Raw genomic sequence first — 16,163 nt, 5'->3', positions numbered from 1 at the left:
TTTTTCTTTTATGATGAAAACTAACAATGTAATTGGGAATATTTACATTGAAAGAAGTAAGCCACTATCTCATCGAAAATAAGAATATGGCATGGTCCATCACTATGTGTTTGGTTGCTGTGCTGCTTACTATTTTTATTTTAAATTTAATTTTAGGTTTACTCGTCCATTTTTTTGATTATAGTCAGCCCATTTGGTGGCACACTTTAAGTCCTTATTTTGTCGCGCTTTTACTTTTTATTATGGTTTGGTCGGTAGTTACTGAACTTTATATCTTGCGTAAAGGTGGACATTCTTTAGCAAAACAGCTTAAAGCACGTCGGTTAGTAAAAGAAGAAAGTACACCAGAAGAACTTGAAGCATTAAAAATTACTGAATATTTGGCGCAAAATTTTTCACTTAAAGTTCCAACCTTATATGTTTTACCTGATGAAGTAGGCGTAAATGCCCTTACGGCAGGTTTTCACCCTAAAGATATTGTGATTATTTTGACTTGGGGGGCTCTGCAAAATCTAGATAAACTTGAACTATATGGTTTGTTGGGCCATGAGTTTAATCAAATTTTGTCGGGTGAAGCCGTTGAGAATACTAAATTAAAGATTTTATATAGTGGATTAACAACTTTTAGTCAGTGGGGCAGTAAATTGGCGAAACAAGGTTTTAAGCGCTATAGCCCAGGTTATAAACATAAGTTTGAAACCGTCTTTGTTGCGGTGGGTGGCGTCATTTGGTTGGCTGGAAGCCTAGGTGTACTGATTACCCGCTTCATTAAATATTTAACTCTGAGTGGACGCACATTTCGTAATGACCAAAAAACGGTACGATTATTAAAAAATAGTGCCAATACTCAGACTTTGTTACGTATTTATGTTCATCATTCCGGTTCACAAATTCATAGCGCTTATTCTGAATCAATTGCGCATATGTGTTTTGCTAACTCACTTAGTCCTCAAAGCTGGATGAATATTCACCCGAGTATTCGTGAACGTATTTATGAGTTAAACCCGACTTTGCTACAAGATTTGCAATTAGAAAATTTAAAAAAACTCCGCAATCGTCCGTTATTTAGCTTATTTCATTTTTTAGAGGAATCTGAGAAAGAAATTTATGTTCCGTGGTCATCTCCACAACCGCTGCCTTTATTAAGATTGTCACCCATTAGTTTTGCATTAAATGATGCCATTAAGCCTCTTAATAGTGATGTGCGTCGAAATAAGAAGCGCCCTGAGCTAATCCAGCGTGCGCTACAAACTGCTACGGGTTCACGTGAGGTAATGGTCGCTATTTTGATGATTCGTCAATATCGAGAATTCATCCCTAAAGATGCGCCAGTAAGTCATGCCATTATTGATGCCTTATTAAATCTTGATGGTCGTATTCATATTCAGATATTTCATGATGCTTGTAAAAACATTGGACATATGCCAGCAAGTATTGCGCGGCAATTTCTTACTAAGCTGGCGCTCATTATTCAAGAAGATGGCGAGATTGGTTTGCTAGATGCACTTTTATTAGAGCGGGTTAAATATGAACTAAATTTGATGCCGCTGCATTTACCAACTGCATTTGAAGAAGTAAAACCTCAAATTGTTCGTTTGATTGATGCTTTACTTCATGTTCAACAAATTAATAGTCCAAATCAGTTAGAAGTCCGTGATCGTATTTTACGTTCTCTGCTCAATCCTGATGAGATGAATATTTATGATGAAATTTCGGATGAGCCTTTAGATCTTGCTGAAATTTTAAATGATATTGCGGGTTTATTGTTACGTGACCGTCTGAGTATTTTAGCGATTGCGGAAATGTGCTTGTGGAGCGATCGCATTATTACTCAAGATGAGTTGGATGTACTTGAATTACTTTATTGGCGTTTCGGCTTTGAGACAGAAGAAATTGTTGAGCAAATGCAAAAAAGAAATAGTGTTATGATTATTTAAAAGACATCTACGATTATAAAAACAACTGAACGAAATAAAACACTGAAAAAAAAACTGAAGCCCGTTAGAATGTAGATTGAGTAGAGGTATTGATTCAAACATGATTGGGCAGCAAAGAAATATACTGGCAACTTTAGGAATTGATTTATGGATTCCTAAGACACAGGTGTGCCAAAAAAATAATGCTCAAAGCCTTTGGCGAGATCATGTTATTGACGAACCTGAACCGATTATATTGCCTTCTGTAGAACCAGTCGTTTTTGAACAGCCCACAAAGCCACAAATCAACGATATTCCAAAAGTTGAACCTGAAATTGTGGCACCAGTTTCAGTACAGGCCCAGCCCGTTATAGTACCTCACAATGAAGTGCAAGCGCCTGTAATTAAGATTGCATCATTTGAGTTGCAGGCTTTTTCTCTTGAGAAATGTGTTATTTTTTTAGATGTTACGAATTTAAGTGAAGAAGAAAAACAGCTTTGGACCAACATACAAAAAGCAAAAATAGGGCAGTATGCTGAATTAAAATGGCCTTTTCCGTTAGCGACTTATCAAGATCAACGGGGTGCTGGTTCATATATACAAGGCTTTTTAGATGCTGTCGCCGCGGAGAAGAAAATATTATGTCTTGGTGACTGTTCTTATATTCAACACGCCAATATTATTCATTTAGCAAGTTTAAAAGAAATGCTGGAGAAACCACTCCTTAAAAAAAGGTTATGGAAATTAATGCAAGATAACAACGAGTAGTAGGGATTTACATGAAAAAAGTTGTAGTATTTAGCCAAATTGATGAAGAAATTTTGTCTCGATTACAACAGAATTATCATGTTGTAGTTCTTAACCCAAAATTGGGTGATATTAATGAACAAATACGACAACACGTTATAGATGCTGACGGAATGATTGGCGCAGGACGGTTACTCAATGAAAGTAATCTTGCACCAGCTCAAAAACTGAAAATTATTTCATCTGTAACGGTGGGCTATGACAATTATGATCTGGCTTATCTAAATCAAAGAAAAATCTGGTTATCAAATACCCCTCATGTCTTAACTGAAACGACAGCTGATCTTGCTTTTACATTGTTACTAAGCGCTGCTAGAAAAGTTCCTTTTCTTGATCATTGGACTAAACAAGGTGAATGGAAAAGAACAGTAGGGCCTCAGCAATTCGGTTTGGATGTTTTTGGAAAGACATTGGGGATTATTGGGCTTGGTAATATTGGGGCTGCAATTGCACGGCGTGGTTTTTATGGATTTAACATGAATATTGTTTACCATAATCGTCGTGAAAAGCCTGAATTAGCTGAGCCATTAAACGCACAATATCTTGGTTTGGATCAATTACTCCAGCAGTCTGATTTTGTAGTAACTGCGGTTGATTTAAATAACGAATCGAAAGCTTTAATGGGTAAAGCTCAGTTTGAACTTATGCAAAAACACGCTATTTTTATTAATATTGCGCGTGGTTCAGTGGTTGATGAGCAAGCTTTAATTGAAGCTTTGCAGCAAAATCAGATCTTTGCTGCTGGCTTAGATGTGTATGAAAAAGAGCCTTTACAGGATTCAGCACTTTTTAAATTGCCTAACGTAGTCACTTTGCCTCATGTGGGTTCAGCTACTGCCGAAACCCGTAAAAAAATGGCAAATCTTGCCTATAAAAATCTGATTGAAGCTTTGGAGGATAAAACTCCTAGATATCTGGTAAACCAAAACTTTATATAAGTGATTAATAACACTTCATTGCAAAACTAGTCGATTTCGAGTGATATAGTAAAAGTCTATTGATTGAACATCATTTTTTATGGTTTACATCAGTAGGCTTTTTTTATGGTTTAATTTTAATAGAGAAAAACTTTTGAGATTTTTGCCAGTTATTTTAAGTGCGACTTTTATAGCAAATGTGTCGTATGCACAGTCTTTCGACCCTCAGCCATCTGTGAATCAGGTGGAAATTCCAAATATTGGAAGTGGGATAGGCTTGCTTGATCAACAAAAAGAAAAATTTATTGGTGAAAAAGTTTTCCGTGAAGTTCATAAACAAATGCCAGTTATTCAAGATATCTGGCTCGAAGATCAATTTTTTCAGGTATTTTCAAGTATTCTGAGCGAGACTCAGCTTGGTCAGCCTATTGGTCTAGTTGTTATTAAAGATCCACAAATTAATGCTTTTGCTGTTCCGGGTGGCCTATTTGCACTCAATACTGGGCTTATTGCTTCAGCTCGCAATATTGATGAAATTGCTGGAGTTATGGCGCATGAGATTGCCCATGTATCACAAAGACATTTTAGCCGTTCAGAGGAAGCCTTTAAGGGACAAACTTTATTAAGTTTAGCTGGGCTTTTAGCAGGTGTGGCAATAGCTGCACAGGGCGGTGGAGATGCAGGCGCAGCAGTGATGTTGGGAACACAGGCTGCACTAATGGATAGCCAGTTAACATATAGTCGAAATCAGGAACGTGAAGCAGACCGTATTGGCATGCAATATATGTATGCAGCGGGTTATAACCCTCAAAGTATGGCGGATTATTTTGAAACAATGCATCGTGCGACGAGTCGGGTAAGTTTTTTACCAGATTTTTGGCTGACTCATCCATTGACGACCGAGCGTATGAGTGAAGCTCGGCTTCGTGCAAACCAAATGCCTAAAGTCAAAAATCGTATGTATGATGCAGATTTTGAAATTTTAAAATGGTACACAATGGTGGTTTCAAATCAGGCTACTGAAAACCAACTACAGAGTTTGGCTTCTCAGAAAAATATTGCTGGTCTTATTGGTTTGACAGCTTTTTATGCAAAACAGGGTGATTATGCACAGGCACAATCTACCTTAGATCAAGTGAAATCTAGTGGAAAACCCCTTGTTGCCTTATTGCAGACAGATATTTATCTGGGGCAAAACAAACTTGATCAAGCTTATTCTTCAATCGCTTCTACACAAATGACTATGCCTGAAAATAGAGCTTTTAGCTATAAATTGGCTGAAGTGCTATTACGTCAAGGAAAATTTGCACAAGTTCAAACTCTTGTTCAACAATTTATTAATAAAAACCCAAGAGATATACAAGGTTGGCAATTTTTACAGCAAGCCGCTAATTTGGACAAGGCAGGATCGTTGAGGGCAGTCAACGTTTTACGCTATCGAGCAGAAGCTGAATATTGGTCGGGTAGTGAAGAAAATGCAATTAAATCGATGTTGCATGCTCAGCGTTTAGCAAAAGACAACCAAGCAATGTCGGCTAGAATAGACAGTAGATTAAAACAAATGCAAGATGAGCGAAGAATGAAAATTTAAAGATAGAACTTTCAAAATTTTCAGATAGACAAATATGCATAAACTAAAAGGAATTTTAGTTTGAAGGAATATAAAATTTAAGAGAAGAAATTAAGCTAATTTAGCTTTAATTTTTGCTGAAACTATAGAAGGATCGGCACGCCCGGCTATGATCGGACGTAGAGAATTCATCACCTTACCCATATCTTTCATGCTAGTTGCTTCTTGAGCAGAAATCGTTTGCTCAATGAGAGAATCAAGCTCTTCCTCAGTCATAGCTTCTGGTAGAAACTGAGATAAAATCTCAGCTTCGGCTTGTTCTTTACTAGCTAAATCATCACGACCAGCACCTTCAAAGGCTTTGATCGATTCTTTACGTTGTTTAATTTGCTTTTCAATGACCGCAAGAACCTGAGCGTCGCCAAGCTCTTTGCGCTCATCGACTTCGATTTGCTTAATTGCTGCTTGTAGACCACGCAAAACCGTCACTGTTGCCATATCTTTGGCACGCATAGAAGTTTTTAATGCATCAGTAATTTGGTTTTTTAAAGTAGTCATAATTCAGCAGTCAATCACAAATTAATTAGTAAAGGCGAGTAGTACGTACAGATTCGCGAGCCAATTTCTTTTGGTAGCGTTTAACTGCAGCAGCTTTTTTGCGCTTACGTTCTTGAGTTGGTTTTTCGTAGAATTCGCGTTTACGAACGTCAGCTAAAACACCAGCTTTTTCGCATGAACGTTTGAAACGACGGATAGCTACGTCAACTGGTTCGCCTTCTTTCAACTTAACTTGTGGCATGTAAAATCCTCTAGATTATGGATAAGATCAAGCACACTATTGTGCCGGATCACAAGTGAAGGTCAGTATTTTACTCATTTACAACTCATATCACAAGTCTATAATAGCGATTGCAATATTTTGACTCATATAAAAGGCAGTTTTGATGATTGTTTTAGGCTTGGAAACTTCTTGTGATGAAACAGGGTTGGCACTTTATGATAGCGAACTCGGCTTACGGGGACAGGTTCTTTATAGTCAGATTAAACTTCATGCCGAATATGGTGGAGTAGTACCTGAACTTGCTTCTCGTGACCATGTTCGTAAATTAATTCCTTTAATGAATCAATTGCTTGACCAAAGCGGAATAAAAAAGCAAGAGATTGATGCGGTTGCTTATACGCGAGGTCCTGGCTTAATGGGAGCCTTAATGACAGGGGCTTTATTTGGAAGAACTTTAGCTTTTTCTTTAAATAAACCTGCAATTGGTGTTCATCATATGGAGGGGCACATGTTGGCACCTCTACTCTCAAGTCAACCACCCGAATTTCCATTTGTTGCTTTATTAGTTTCAGGTGGACATACACAATTAATGGCCGCTCACGGTATTGGTCAATATGAACTCTTGGGTGAGTCTATTGATGATGCAGCTGGAGAAGCTTTTGATAAAGTTGCAAAAATGATGAGTTTGCCGTACCCAGGCGGTCCAAATATTGCAAAATTAGCTTTAAGCGGTAATCCGTCAGCATTTGCATTTCCGCGCCCAATGCTTCATCAAGGTTTAGATTTTTCTTTTAGTGGTTTAAAAACCGCAGTTTCTGTGCAATTGAAAAAATTGAATGGTGAAAATCGAGACGCGGATATTGCAGCTTCATTCCAAGAAGCAATTGTAGATACCTTAGTAAAAAAATCAGTAAAAGCTCTAAAGCAAACTGGACTAAAACGTTTAGTTATAGCGGGTGGGGTGAGCGCAAATTTACGATTACGTGAACAGTTGGAAACTTCATTAGCTAAAATTAAGGCACAAGTTTACTATGCTGAACCTGCCTTATGTACTGATAACGGGGCAATGATTGCTTTTGCTGGTTATCAGCGCTTAAAAGCAGGTCAACATGATGGTTTAGCTGTAACCACAACACCACGTTGGCCAATGACCGAATTGTCTATTCCTGAATAAAACTATTTTTATTCAAAAGCTTTTTGGTTTTCGACATCAATGTATTCGATATAACCACGGCCTTGAACTTCATTGCCGAAGTAATTACCAGTAAATTTATAGCCGCTGGCATAACCTCGCCCATGACCATAACGGAGTGGGCAATCAATTTCTGCCTGAATATTCAAAATAATTTGTTTATTCTCATTTCGAGCAATCCACGAAAAAAATTTAGGAAGTCGCATCTTTTGCCCAGTCGGTGAGATATAGTCATCGACTTGATGGGAAATAACGTCAAAGCTAACATCTGTATAAATTTCAGCTGGCTGATCAAGATATCTAATATGCAGGGTATAAGCGACCGTCTGTCCAGCAATATCTGCTTTAGTAAGAAGAAGTTGAGTAGTCTCGTTTAAATTAATAATTTGATAAGTAAAAAAATCAAGCGGCAGTTTATAAGCGTCAGGAAGTAGTTTGTTTATGAAACTATGTGGACCAACTGCTCGTGCATATTCATACGTACAGAGTCCCTCACTTTCAATGCGTTCTGCTTGATAAATTAAAAAGCCTTTAAACTTTGCCAATAAACTAAAATGATCATAAATTGGTGTTTTTATAAACCACGAAACATATGATGTAACATCAATATCAAAGTCGAAATCAAGTCCATCATAATGTCCATGGATATGAACTTGCGGAAATGTCCCTTGTATTGAAATTTCTTTGCCTAATTCTATCAAGCTTCCGTCTTTATCAATTTTTGTATCATTGGGAATGATGTAAGCCTTAAGCAAAGCTTGCTCAACTGCGGCGGTACTTGAAAAAAAAGTGGCAGTTTTTCTGGGGTCTTCATTAATTATGTCGTCATGATCAAAGGCTAGCGCACCAGGTGTGCCTAATAAAATCATAATATTTAGATAACGATGTGGTTTGGGTAAAAGGGGAAAAAAGATACCGTAATGTGTCCAGCTATAATATTTTTCATCAACTCGTGGGCGAATGATATGAGACTGCGTAAAAGGAATAGTTGAGTATTTTTCTGCTTGATCCAAGGCGCCTTGCGCGAGCAATAAGCTTTGACCTAAAACTTTGCTGCCTATAGAAATTTTGGGCAATTGTTTTTTCATATATAAACCTAAATAAGGATAGGACTATCTTTGTTTTAGATTATGAGAAACAACTGCCAAATCTAAGCGGTTTTTAGGCCAAAGCCAGGGCTTTGCGGGACATTTCGTTTAATTGTTAGACAACTGTTTTAACCCATTTAAACCAATCCAGTGCTTTGAGAACTGGTAAGCAGCACGTCCAGAGCGTTGACCACGCATTTGGCACCAACGTAAACTTTCAGCACGAACTTCGTCACTAAAAGTCATGTTTGCTTTATGAATATAATGCTCTACGATTTCTAAATATAAACTCTGGTCCATTGGATAAAAAGATAACCATAAACCAAAGCGATCTGACAAAGAGATCTTTTCTTCAATGGCTTCTTGTGGATGTAATTCAGTATATTGTGGAACATCAACTCTAGTTACAGGTGTATTCTCATGCATGAATTCGGGTAACAAATGGCGACGGTTACTGGTTGCATAAATAATAAAATTACTCGAACCAGATTGTAGTGAGCCATCTAATACACTTTTTAAACTACGATAGTTTTCATCTTCAGCATTAAAAGCTAAGTCATCGCAATATACGATATATTTTTCAGGTCGGTTTTGAATGAGTTTTTGAATTTTAGGTAAGTCTGCTAAATCATCACGCTCAATTTCAATTAAACGTAACCCTTGATTTGCATATTCAGTCAATAAAGCACGCACAATAGATGATTTACCTGTACCACGTGAGCCTGTTAAAAGTACATCATTTGCTGGTAAACCATTTAAAAATTGCAAAGTATTTTGAATAATTTTTTCTTTTTGGCGGGCGATACCTTTTAAGTCATCTAAATAAATATTTTTGGGCGTATAGATGGCTTTAAGCTGCTGATTTTCCCATCTAAATGCAGGTGCAGTAAAATCTGTCTCTTGTTTAGGTTCAGGTAAGACTTGCTGTAATTGATTTAATACAAGTGATAATGTCTGAACTAAATTGTCTGGTAAATCAATGGTAGCCATGGTAAGTCAATCATGTTAAACAGTAATTTACTAAGATACTAACACCGAAAATAACAGGCTGACAAAAAAGTTGTTGCTATACAGTTTATCGGTTTTGCAATTGATTGAAATCTTCAGACCGCGCATAGTGTTGTCATGTCTATTCAGTAAAATCATCTGTGAAGATGAGGACGAAATATGTTTGAAAAAATACGAAGTGATATGAATCCGCATCAGGCTTACCGTATCAAAAAATTACAACGTCAATTAGACATGGCTGAATCTTATGAAGAGTGGAAGTCTTTTGCATTAAAACTAGATGAAGAAACTGGTGTGCAAGAGTGGAAATTTGATAATAGTTCACCTTATTTCGATGCGGAACTTATTTCTTATCGATATACCTTACTGAAAAGATACCGCCAGCAACATCGAACATTAGATTTAATCTATCTCCTCAAAGAAGGCTTAACGTACGATATTGCAAACATTGGTCATCCAATGCTTTTTGCTGCAACGCATGTAGGCACAAAAAAACTAATTGAAGATTATATTGAAGAAGTTAGCCAAAGCTTGGCCTATATTGCTTCAAGTGAGTGTATTACTTTCCAACGAAAAGAAAAAATTGAGTTTTTTGAAAATTGTGAAAAAGCATATGGACAACCGGCTCTTATGTTCTCAGGTGGAGCGACTTTAGGGCTTTTCCACACTGGGGTGTGTAAAGCTTTAATTGAACAAGATTTAATGCCTAAAGTGTTGTCTGGCTCAAGCGCTGGGGCAATTATGACAGGCATGCTCGGAACTTCTGCCAGTGAAGATGTTCAAAATTTATTAAATGGAGAACAATTCTTTAGCGATGCTTTTCATTTTAGAAAACTTCGTGAACTCATTAAGGGAAATGGTGGCATTGCCGATGTGCATTATTTGAAAAAATTCCTTGTTGAAAACTTAGGTGATCTTACTTTTGAGGAAGCTTTCAAAAAATCTGGTTTAAATATTAATGTTGCGGTTGCTCCCTATGATGCAACAGAAAACCCGCGGATCATGAATGCCATTATGACTCCGAACGTTTTGGTATGGAGTGCTGTATTGGCTTCATGTGCTGTACCTGTGTTATTTCCGCCAGTTCGTTTAACCAGTAAACGTTATGACGGTGAACATACACCTTATATGGCAAACACAAAATGGGTAGATGGCAGTGTAAGAAATGATTTTCCGCAAGAAAGAATGGCGCGTTTATATAATTTAAATTACACCATTGCCAGTCAGGTTAACCCACATATTGTGCCATTTATGCAAAATGACGCTGACCGTTTTCGTAAGGATGTTTTAAGCTGGCCCGAACGTATTTTAAGACGTCAAGGCAAAGTACTGTCGATGGGAATTATGGATTTTACCCGTCAAAGACTTGGTTCTATTTCTCCAGTCAGAAGATTGTTAGATCATGGATATGGGGTAATGGGGCAACGTTATTATGGCGATGTTAATATTATTGCTAAATATGGCTTGAGTCACTATACCTATACTTTACAAAATCCACGTCCACATTTGTTCAAACGTTTGCAACGAGAAGGGGAACGCGCGACTTGGCCAAAAATTTCTTCAATTGAGACCCATGCTCGTATTGGCAAGACGATTCAGCATTGCTTAGAAGTTTTACGTTTTGAAGAAAAGCAACAACAGCCAGAGTCTTACTATGCTGAAGCATGATTTTGCTTCGCATATTGAGAACTTAAAAAGTGTGACAAAACCTGCGAGTGCCGCTTTAGGGCGGTATCTATGGACATTTAGCATAGATAACAAAGATTATTGGTTAAAATATCATTTGCCTAAAACGCATGTTCAAAGTGAGCAAGATTTTATCCATGAACAATTATTTTACGAAGAAATTAATCATCAGAAACCTGCGTGGCTTTTACCCCATAAATTAATCGAAGTGAGTGCCATTCCTCAGTTGAACCATTCTTTAGGCAGGGTTTTAATTTTACCTGATACTGATTTGTGGTTTGGATCATTGCTTTCTAAGACAGATTTAACTGATATATATCATACGATTTGGTTCGCGTTAGATAAGCTCGCAGAACTTCATAGATTTGGTTGGATTCATGGAGATATTAAGAAAGAGCATTTTCGAAAGTTTCAGCAAAATTCTTATTTGATTGATTTTGAGAAAGCCCGACTTTTATCAAGTTCAGATTCAAGGATGGATGCTACGCCACGATATATGGCGCCAGAGTTGTTTGGAGGGGCGTGTAAGGATATACAAAGCGATTTATACGCATTTGGTGTTGTTTTATATGAATGGTTAACCCAAACTCGCTTAGAAGCAAGCAATTACTATGATTGGGCAGTATTGCATTGCCAAAATTTAACTATTCAATTACCCCCACAGTTTATGAGTTTTTATCCATTACTTTCAGGCTTATTGCAAAAAAAGCAGCAAAATCGATTTACAAATGCTGCTGAAGCGATCAATTGCTTAAAAGCAGTTTCAATCTGATAAAAATCATTGATCTAGTTTCTGTATACAATTTACACGGTCAGATTTATTTAGAAAAAAAACACTTGTCACTGTTAGATCTTATCGCTAATATACACAGCCATCGGGGGCGTGGCGAAATTGGTAGACGCACTGGATTTAGGTTCCAGCGCCGCAAGGTGTAAGAGTTCGAGTCTCTTCGCCCCCACCACTTTAAGTTAAATCTTAAAGTTTAATGTAGATGTTAATTCATCTATATTTTGGAAGAGGATTGGTGTAATGGTAGCATGACGGTCTCCAAAACCGTTCGTCAAGGTTCGAGTCCTTGATCCTCTGCCACATTTATTTTAAATAAATGTCCCAGATGGGGGCGTGGCGAAATTGGTAGACGCACTGGATTTAGGTTCCAGCGCCGCAAGGTGTAAGAGTTCGAGTCTCTTCGCCCCCACCATTAAAAGAAGCAAGACGATGTTCTTGCTTTTTTTATGATTAAATCATTAGCTATTTAATCGTACATATAGAGGATTGGTGTAATGGTAGCATGACGGTCTCCAAAACCGTTCGTCAAGGTTCGAGTCCTTGATCCTCTGCCAATGATTTAAAAAAAAGCTCCTTTTTAGGAGTTTTTTTATTGCCTAGATTTTTTAAAGCTCAAATTATTTCATGCCTTCGTTCATATTTTCATTCAGCCATTGAATAAGTTATGAGCGATTACCTTTCTGTTCCTTGATATTTTATCTAATCAGATCTAAGTCGTTGGTTAAGTAGAGAATATATTAATATTTTAGTTGCTCTATTAAGTTATTGTTTTTCTGTTTTTTATTATAATTTATAAAATTTTTTTAATAAAAAGCTTGAATAGAAATTTATTTCATGTATCATGCTCTTAACTAGAAAAAAGTCTTGTTAGTAAATCTTCTTTAAAGTATCGTAGTTTTAGTCATAATCCTTCGTTTTTTAAGATCTTAACTCAATTTGTTATTCTTTTTTCAAAGTTATGTTAGCGTCATTGTAAGATGATACTAAAATATTAGAAATCAGTAGGATATATCATGTCTAATACAGTAAGTGGTACAGTAAAATGGTTTAACGAAACTAAAGGTTTCGGTTTCATTCAACAAGATAATGGTCCAGATGTGTTTGCTCACTTCAAAGAAATTTCTGGCTCAGGCTTCAAAACTTTGCACGAAGGTCAACGTGTAACGTTTACTGTTACTCAAGGGCAAAAAGGCCCAAATGCTGTAAATATTATTCCACAATAATATTTCAGTAAGAAAAAAAGCACTATTTAGTGCTTTTTTTTATTTCAGTCTTTTAAAAGAAATTCTGTTGTTCTTTTAAATACTATAAAAGCCTTATTAAAGAGGGCTTTTTTTATGTCTAATAGTTCGTATGTCTAATAAATCTTCGCGATCACTCATCGGTTGTTTTTTTTAAACATAGATTTAGTGTAGGTATAAAATATAAATGATCAGGAATAAATATGTGCTAGATTGAAAAATCTTTAGATAAAGAAATTTTATATTTCACGGAATTGTTAATGAACGTTAGACTGTGTTATGCCAGCCAACGAAACGAAAAAAATGAAGATTTATTGCAAGATTTACGTGATATCCTGACAGAAGCTCGAAATTTCAATGACTTGAATCAAATTTGTGGCGTGCTCTATTATGCTGATAATGCTTTCTTTCAATGCCTAGAAGGTGAACAAGAGTTAGTGGAACAATTATTTGAAAAAATTAAAAATGATCAAAGGCACTACAATGTTAAATGGCTGTGTACATATTCCATTGAGAAGAACTCTTTTCAACGTTGGTCAATGAAATATGTACAACGTAATACGAATATTGAATCTTTCTTTTTAAGTATGGGAGAAACTAGTTTTAATCCCATTCGTCTTGATGAGCAGAATTTAAAAATTTTCTTAAATGAATTATCAATTGCTGAGCAAAGCAAAATTAATACAGGTAAGAAAGTAGGTATGGTTAAGCGTGGGGTGAACCCTTTCTAGCTATCACCCCGATATGGATAGTCTTGAGTTTAGGAATCATTTTAGTCATAACAAGATATACAATGACTGAACTTGCGAGCATCCATATCACTTCTAAACTTTGGCTAATCACAAACATTGCCCAGTAAAAAAAGCTAAATAAAGCGAGACATAGTCCACTACCTTTGAAATACCAAGTAATAAATATTCCAAAAAGTGCTGAAGAGAGCAGAAGGTTGGTCGTCTCATTCATTCCTAGGTAGTTAAAGAAAATAATCAGTAAGCATAAAGCTAACATTGATAGTAAATATACAAATATATTTTTTGCAATAAACATTTTTATATCCTATCTGATGATTAAAAAATATCTTTCCTCTGCTTCCAGAGGAAAGATAGTACATATTAATTTTTTGAGATTCTTTTTCTATTATTAAGAATTTTTATATTAATAAAGATAACGTTACCGTTTTTTCCAGATCTCTTCATTAATATTCAGCTTTCTATTTAATAGTAAAGAGTGCTTATATGTGCCGAAATTAATTATAATAAAAACAATGAGTTAATTTGTAGGTTTTGACTTACATGGTTGTAGGAAATTGCCTACAATTGTATAAAATATAGACGAATTTTACAAAATAAAATTTACATTAAAACTTTATATATCAATTGGTTATTTGGTTTTATTGTTGAGATGGGTTTTACATAAATAACAAAAAGTAACATATGTTTTGAGCTATATATTTCTCAAAATAAAAAAGTATGAGTTCATTAAATGAATATTCAGTAAAAAGTTATTTTATGAAATTATCAGAATAAGTATTTATTAATATTAGAAAATTAATAATTAAAAGTTATATGCTCTAATTTATACATTAAAAATTAGATAGGATTGGTAACCATACAGAGATGAGTAGTGTCAGCGCCATCATTTTATTAAAAATATTCATATGCTTTGGTTTTGAAAATAATCGTTTGCTTAGCCTGCCAGCTAAAGCCCATGTGTAAAGACAAGGAATAGCTATAACTAAAAAAATGAAGGATAAAATTGAGATATTCACCCAGATATCTTGCCCCTGTTTTGTGTAGACACTAATCACTGCAAAAGCCATCATCCATGTTTTAGGATTAACTGCTTGCATAAAAAAGCCAGTAAGAAAACCAATCGGATCTTTTTCTTTGTCTTGCTCTAAATGAATAATAGGGTTGTAATTATATAATTTCCAAGCCAACGAGGTGAGCCAGATTAAACCAATGAGTGTCATAATTTTTTGAATAATTGGGTAAGCCAGAAGGCTTGAACCCAGCCCAATGCCAACGATGAGCACAAGTAGGGCAGCCCCGATGCAAGAACCTAAAATGACAGGAAACGTTTTAGAAATTTTATAACGGCTACTTAAGCTTAAAATTATAAAATTAGTTGGGCCGGGAGTAATTGAGGCAACAATAGCAAATAATGAAAATGCAATAAAGTTTTCCATCTTGTCTGTTTTAGCGAATAGGGGTCTACAAGATGAAATAATTAAGATTTTTAATCTTGAAGATTTGTGCAGATTTTTCTATAGGCTGCGGGTGTTAAACCATAGCAGCGCTTAAACCAGCGACTTAAATGACTTTGGTCAGCAAAGCATAAATCTGAAGCAACTTGTGCGGGAGATATGCTTCTGGCGAGTAAATCACGCGCTCGTGTAAGTCTAAGTTGAATGAGGTATTGATGAGGTGCCAAGTGAAAAGTTGCTTTAAAAATGCGGTGAATATGGTATCTGTCTAGGCCTATCATGCGAGCGATGTCTTCAAGTCCGATATCTTCAAATAGATAATCATGCAAAATATCTCGGATTTGGTATGCGATTCGAGGCGTATGAGTACAAGACGATTGGTGAGCTTTTTTTAGCCATTTTCCTTGTGCGATATACTGAATAAGTAGGTCTAGACTATTATCTTTGACAATATTCATTTCTTTGTAGTGCAGATGTTGGAATGCTTGAGAAGTAATAATAGCGAGCTGTTCATCTGACTTTAATGGTGCATCAATCACTAACTCGTAGTGATCAGGGCTATTATGAAATAAACCTTGGATTCGTTGTTTTAACCAGTCTGGATGTAGGTAGAGCATTTGGTAGGTAAAGCCATCAGACGCAGGAGCATGTCCATCATGGATTTCTTCTGGTTCAAGCATAAAGACTTGCCCAGCATGACTATTGATTTGCTTTTTACGACAGTGAAACTGTTGAATGCCGGATTCAGTTACACCAATTAAATAGCTCGAATGCCAGTGGGGATCATAAGCATGACCAGTAAAATGGGCACGGATTGTTTCAATACCTGTATTGGTATCTTTTGAAATGTCCACCCAGTTACCCATAACAATCTATCCATAAATTTTTAAGTTTAGCCCTTAGAACGGTACAAAAGAGGTGAGTGTAGTTCTAGAAGATTTGTGCAAAATCTTTAAGAAA

Annotated in this window: 16 protein-coding genes and 4 tRNA genes; 13 read left to right on the top strand and 7 right to left on the bottom strand. The window is 36.1% G+C overall.

All coding sequences use genetic code 11. From position 1 onward, the window contains the following. The first annotated feature begins 47 nt into the window (after positions 1-47). From MSG66_RS13655 to MSG66_RS13640, 4 genes are all read left to right on the top strand, one after another. Positions 48-1,937: a M48 family metalloprotease gene (locus tag MSG66_RS13655; RefSeq protein WP_324654396.1), complete on the top strand. Its 1,890-nt coding sequence runs from the start codon at positions 48-50 to the stop codon at positions 1,935-1,937. Positions 1,938-2,037: 100 nt separating this feature from the next. Next, positions 2,038-2,685: a hypothetical protein gene (locus MSG66_RS13650; protein ID WP_324654395.1), complete on the top strand. Its 648-nt coding sequence runs from the start codon at positions 2,038-2,040 to the stop codon at positions 2,683-2,685. 11 nt (positions 2,686-2,696) lie between these two features. Further along, complete coding sequence (locus MSG66_RS13645; protein WP_324654394.1) at positions 2,697-3,662, top strand: D-glycerate dehydrogenase; 966 nt, start codon at positions 2,697-2,699, stop codon at positions 3,660-3,662. A gap of 142 nt (positions 3,663-3,804) precedes the next feature. Beyond that, complete coding sequence (locus MSG66_RS13640) at positions 3,805-5,232, top strand: M48 family metalloprotease (protein WP_324654547.1); 1,428 nt, start codon at positions 3,805-3,807, stop codon at positions 5,230-5,232. 90 nt (positions 5,233-5,322) lie between these two features. On the opposite strand, the gene MSG66_RS13635 is transcribed toward MSG66_RS13640, so the two are convergent. Together MSG66_RS13635 and rpsU are read right to left on the bottom strand one after the other, a co-directional pair. Continuing rightward, entirely contained in the window at positions 5,323-5,769 is a 447-nt protein-coding gene (locus MSG66_RS13635; RefSeq protein WP_042897124.1) for a GatB/YqeY domain-containing protein, read from the bottom strand. Between the two features lie 25 nt (positions 5,770-5,794). Beyond that, a complete protein-coding gene (gene rpsU, locus MSG66_RS13630) occupies positions 5,795-6,010 on the bottom strand; it encodes a 30S ribosomal protein S21 (protein WP_001136722.1) in 216 nt (71 codons plus the stop codon). Positions 6,011-6,155: 145 nt separating this feature from the next. Between rpsU and tsaD the strand changes: the two genes are divergently transcribed. After that, complete coding sequence (tsaD, locus tag MSG66_RS13625; RefSeq protein ID WP_133972583.1) at positions 6,156-7,166, top strand: tRNA (adenosine(37)-N6)-threonylcarbamoyltransferase complex transferase subunit TsaD; 1,011 nt, start codon at positions 6,156-6,158, stop codon at positions 7,164-7,166. Positions 7,167-7,174: 8 nt separating this feature from the next. Here the strand turns inward: tsaD and MSG66_RS13620 are convergent, their stop codons facing one another. Together MSG66_RS13620 and MSG66_RS13615 are read right to left on the bottom strand one after the other, a co-directional pair. Continuing rightward, complete coding sequence (locus tag MSG66_RS13620; protein ID WP_324654393.1) at positions 7,175-8,272, bottom strand: DUF6670 family protein; 1,098 nt, start codon at positions 8,270-8,272, stop codon at positions 7,175-7,177. A gap of 108 nt (positions 8,273-8,380) precedes the next feature. After that, positions 8,381-9,262, bottom strand: a complete 882-nt coding sequence (locus MSG66_RS13615; RefSeq protein ID WP_133972587.1) for an ATP-binding protein — start codon at positions 9,260-9,262, stop codon at positions 8,381-8,383. Between the two features lie 177 nt (positions 9,263-9,439). On the opposite strand from MSG66_RS13615, the gene MSG66_RS13610 reads away from it, so the two are divergent. From MSG66_RS13610 to MSG66_RS13575, 8 genes are all read left to right on the top strand, one after another. After that, positions 9,440-10,948: a DUF3336 domain-containing protein gene (locus tag MSG66_RS13610; RefSeq protein WP_133972589.1), complete on the top strand. Its 1,509-nt coding sequence runs from the start codon at positions 9,440-9,442 to the stop codon at positions 10,946-10,948. Further along, the gene (locus MSG66_RS13605) at positions 10,935-11,738 is read left to right on the top strand and encodes a protein kinase domain-containing protein (RefSeq protein ID WP_324654546.1); all 804 of its coding nucleotides are present in this window, start codon (positions 10,935-10,937) and stop codon (positions 11,736-11,738) included. The genes MSG66_RS13610 and MSG66_RS13605 overlap by 14 nt, the downstream gene beginning before the upstream one ends. 105 nt (positions 11,739-11,843) lie before the next feature. Beyond that, positions 11,844-11,928 (top strand) — tRNA-Leu (locus MSG66_RS13600). 54 nt (positions 11,929-11,982) lie between these two features. Beyond that, positions 11,983-12,056, top strand: a tRNA-Trp gene (locus MSG66_RS13595). Positions 12,057-12,083: 27 nt separating this feature from the next. Next, positions 12,084-12,168 (top strand) — tRNA-Leu (locus MSG66_RS13590). Between the two features lie 68 nt (positions 12,169-12,236). Then, positions 12,237-12,310, top strand: a tRNA-Trp gene (locus tag MSG66_RS13585). A 459-nt stretch (positions 12,311-12,769) separates the two neighbouring features. Then, the gene (locus MSG66_RS13580; protein WP_003650775.1) at positions 12,770-12,979 is read left to right on the top strand and encodes a cold-shock protein; all 210 of its coding nucleotides are present in this window, start codon (positions 12,770-12,772) and stop codon (positions 12,977-12,979) included. Positions 12,980-13,257: 278 nt separating this feature from the next. Continuing rightward, positions 13,258-13,728: an AnBLUF65 family BLUF photoreceptors gene (locus MSG66_RS13575; RefSeq protein WP_324654392.1), complete on the top strand. Its 471-nt coding sequence runs from the start codon at positions 13,258-13,260 to the stop codon at positions 13,726-13,728. Here MSG66_RS13575 and MSG66_RS13570 read toward each other — a convergent pair. The 3 genes from MSG66_RS13570 to MSG66_RS13560 form a co-directional block, all read right to left on the bottom strand. Next, positions 13,703-14,044 (bottom strand): hypothetical protein, encoded by a 342-nt coding sequence (locus tag MSG66_RS13570; protein WP_042897118.1) that lies wholly within the window; start codon positions 14,042-14,044, stop codon positions 13,703-13,705. The two genes, MSG66_RS13575 and MSG66_RS13570, sit on opposite strands and share 26 nt — an antisense overlap. A 535-nt stretch (positions 14,045-14,579) precedes the next feature. Further along, positions 14,580-15,185: a LysE family translocator gene (locus MSG66_RS13565; protein WP_324654391.1), complete on the bottom strand. Its 606-nt coding sequence runs from the start codon at positions 15,183-15,185 to the stop codon at positions 14,580-14,582. Positions 15,186-15,235: 50 nt separating this feature from the next. Next, complete coding sequence (locus MSG66_RS13560) at positions 15,236-16,069, bottom strand: AraC family transcriptional regulator (protein WP_324654390.1); 834 nt, start codon at positions 16,067-16,069, stop codon at positions 15,236-15,238. Positions 16,070-16,163 lie beyond the last annotated feature (94 nt).

Origin of the sequence: Acinetobacter sp. IK31 (assembly GCF_035615195.1) — a bacterium.
In the GTDB taxonomy this organism is placed as follows: domain Bacteria; phylum Pseudomonadota; class Gammaproteobacteria; order Pseudomonadales; family Moraxellaceae; genus Acinetobacter; species Acinetobacter calcoaceticus_C.
This window is presented reverse-complemented; position numbering and strand designations above follow the sequence as displayed.

Bases quoted from the DNA above. Each gene is read 5' to 3' on its own strand.
- MSG66_RS13650 (WP_324654395.1), top strand. From the start codon at position 2,038: ATGATTGGGCAGCAAAGAAATATACTGGCAACTTTAGGAATTGATTTA.
- MSG66_RS13645 (WP_324654394.1), top strand. From the start codon at position 2,697: ATGAAAAAAGTTGTAGTATTTAGCCAAATTGATGAAGAAATTTTGTCT.
- MSG66_RS13635 (WP_042897124.1), bottom strand. From the start codon at position 5,769: ATGACTACTTTAAAAAACCAAATTACTGATGCATTAAAAACTTCTATG.
- rpsU (WP_001136722.1), bottom strand. From the start codon at position 6,010: ATGCCACAAGTTAAGTTGAAAGAAGGCGAACCAGTTGACGTAGCTATC.
- tsaD (WP_133972583.1), top strand. From the start codon at position 6,156: ATGATTGTTTTAGGCTTGGAAACTTCTTGTGATGAAACAGGGTTGGCA.
- MSG66_RS13620 (WP_324654393.1), bottom strand. From the start codon at position 8,272: ATGAAAAAACAATTGCCCAAAATTTCTATAGGCAGCAAAGTTTTAGGT.
- MSG66_RS13615 (WP_133972587.1), bottom strand. From the start codon at position 9,262: ATGGCTACCATTGATTTACCAGACAATTTAGTTCAGACATTATCACTT.
- MSG66_RS13610 (WP_133972589.1), top strand. From the start codon at position 9,440: ATGTTTGAAAAAATACGAAGTGATATGAATCCGCATCAGGCTTACCGT.
- MSG66_RS13605 (WP_324654546.1), top strand. From the start codon at position 10,935: ATGCTGAAGCATGATTTTGCTTCGCATATTGAGAACTTAAAAAGTGTG.
- MSG66_RS13580 (WP_003650775.1), top strand. From the start codon at position 12,770: ATGTCTAATACAGTAAGTGGTACAGTAAAATGGTTTAACGAAACTAAA.
- MSG66_RS13575 (WP_324654392.1), top strand. From the start codon at position 13,258: ATGAACGTTAGACTGTGTTATGCCAGCCAACGAAACGAAAAAAATGAA.
- MSG66_RS13570 (WP_042897118.1), bottom strand. From the start codon at position 14,044: ATGTTTATTGCAAAAAATATATTTGTATATTTACTATCAATGTTAGCT.
- MSG66_RS13565 (WP_324654391.1), bottom strand. From the start codon at position 15,185: ATGGAAAACTTTATTGCATTTTCATTATTTGCTATTGTTGCCTCAATT.
- MSG66_RS13560 (WP_324654390.1), bottom strand. From the start codon at position 16,069: ATGGGTAACTGGGTGGACATTTCAAAAGATACCAATACAGGTATTGAA.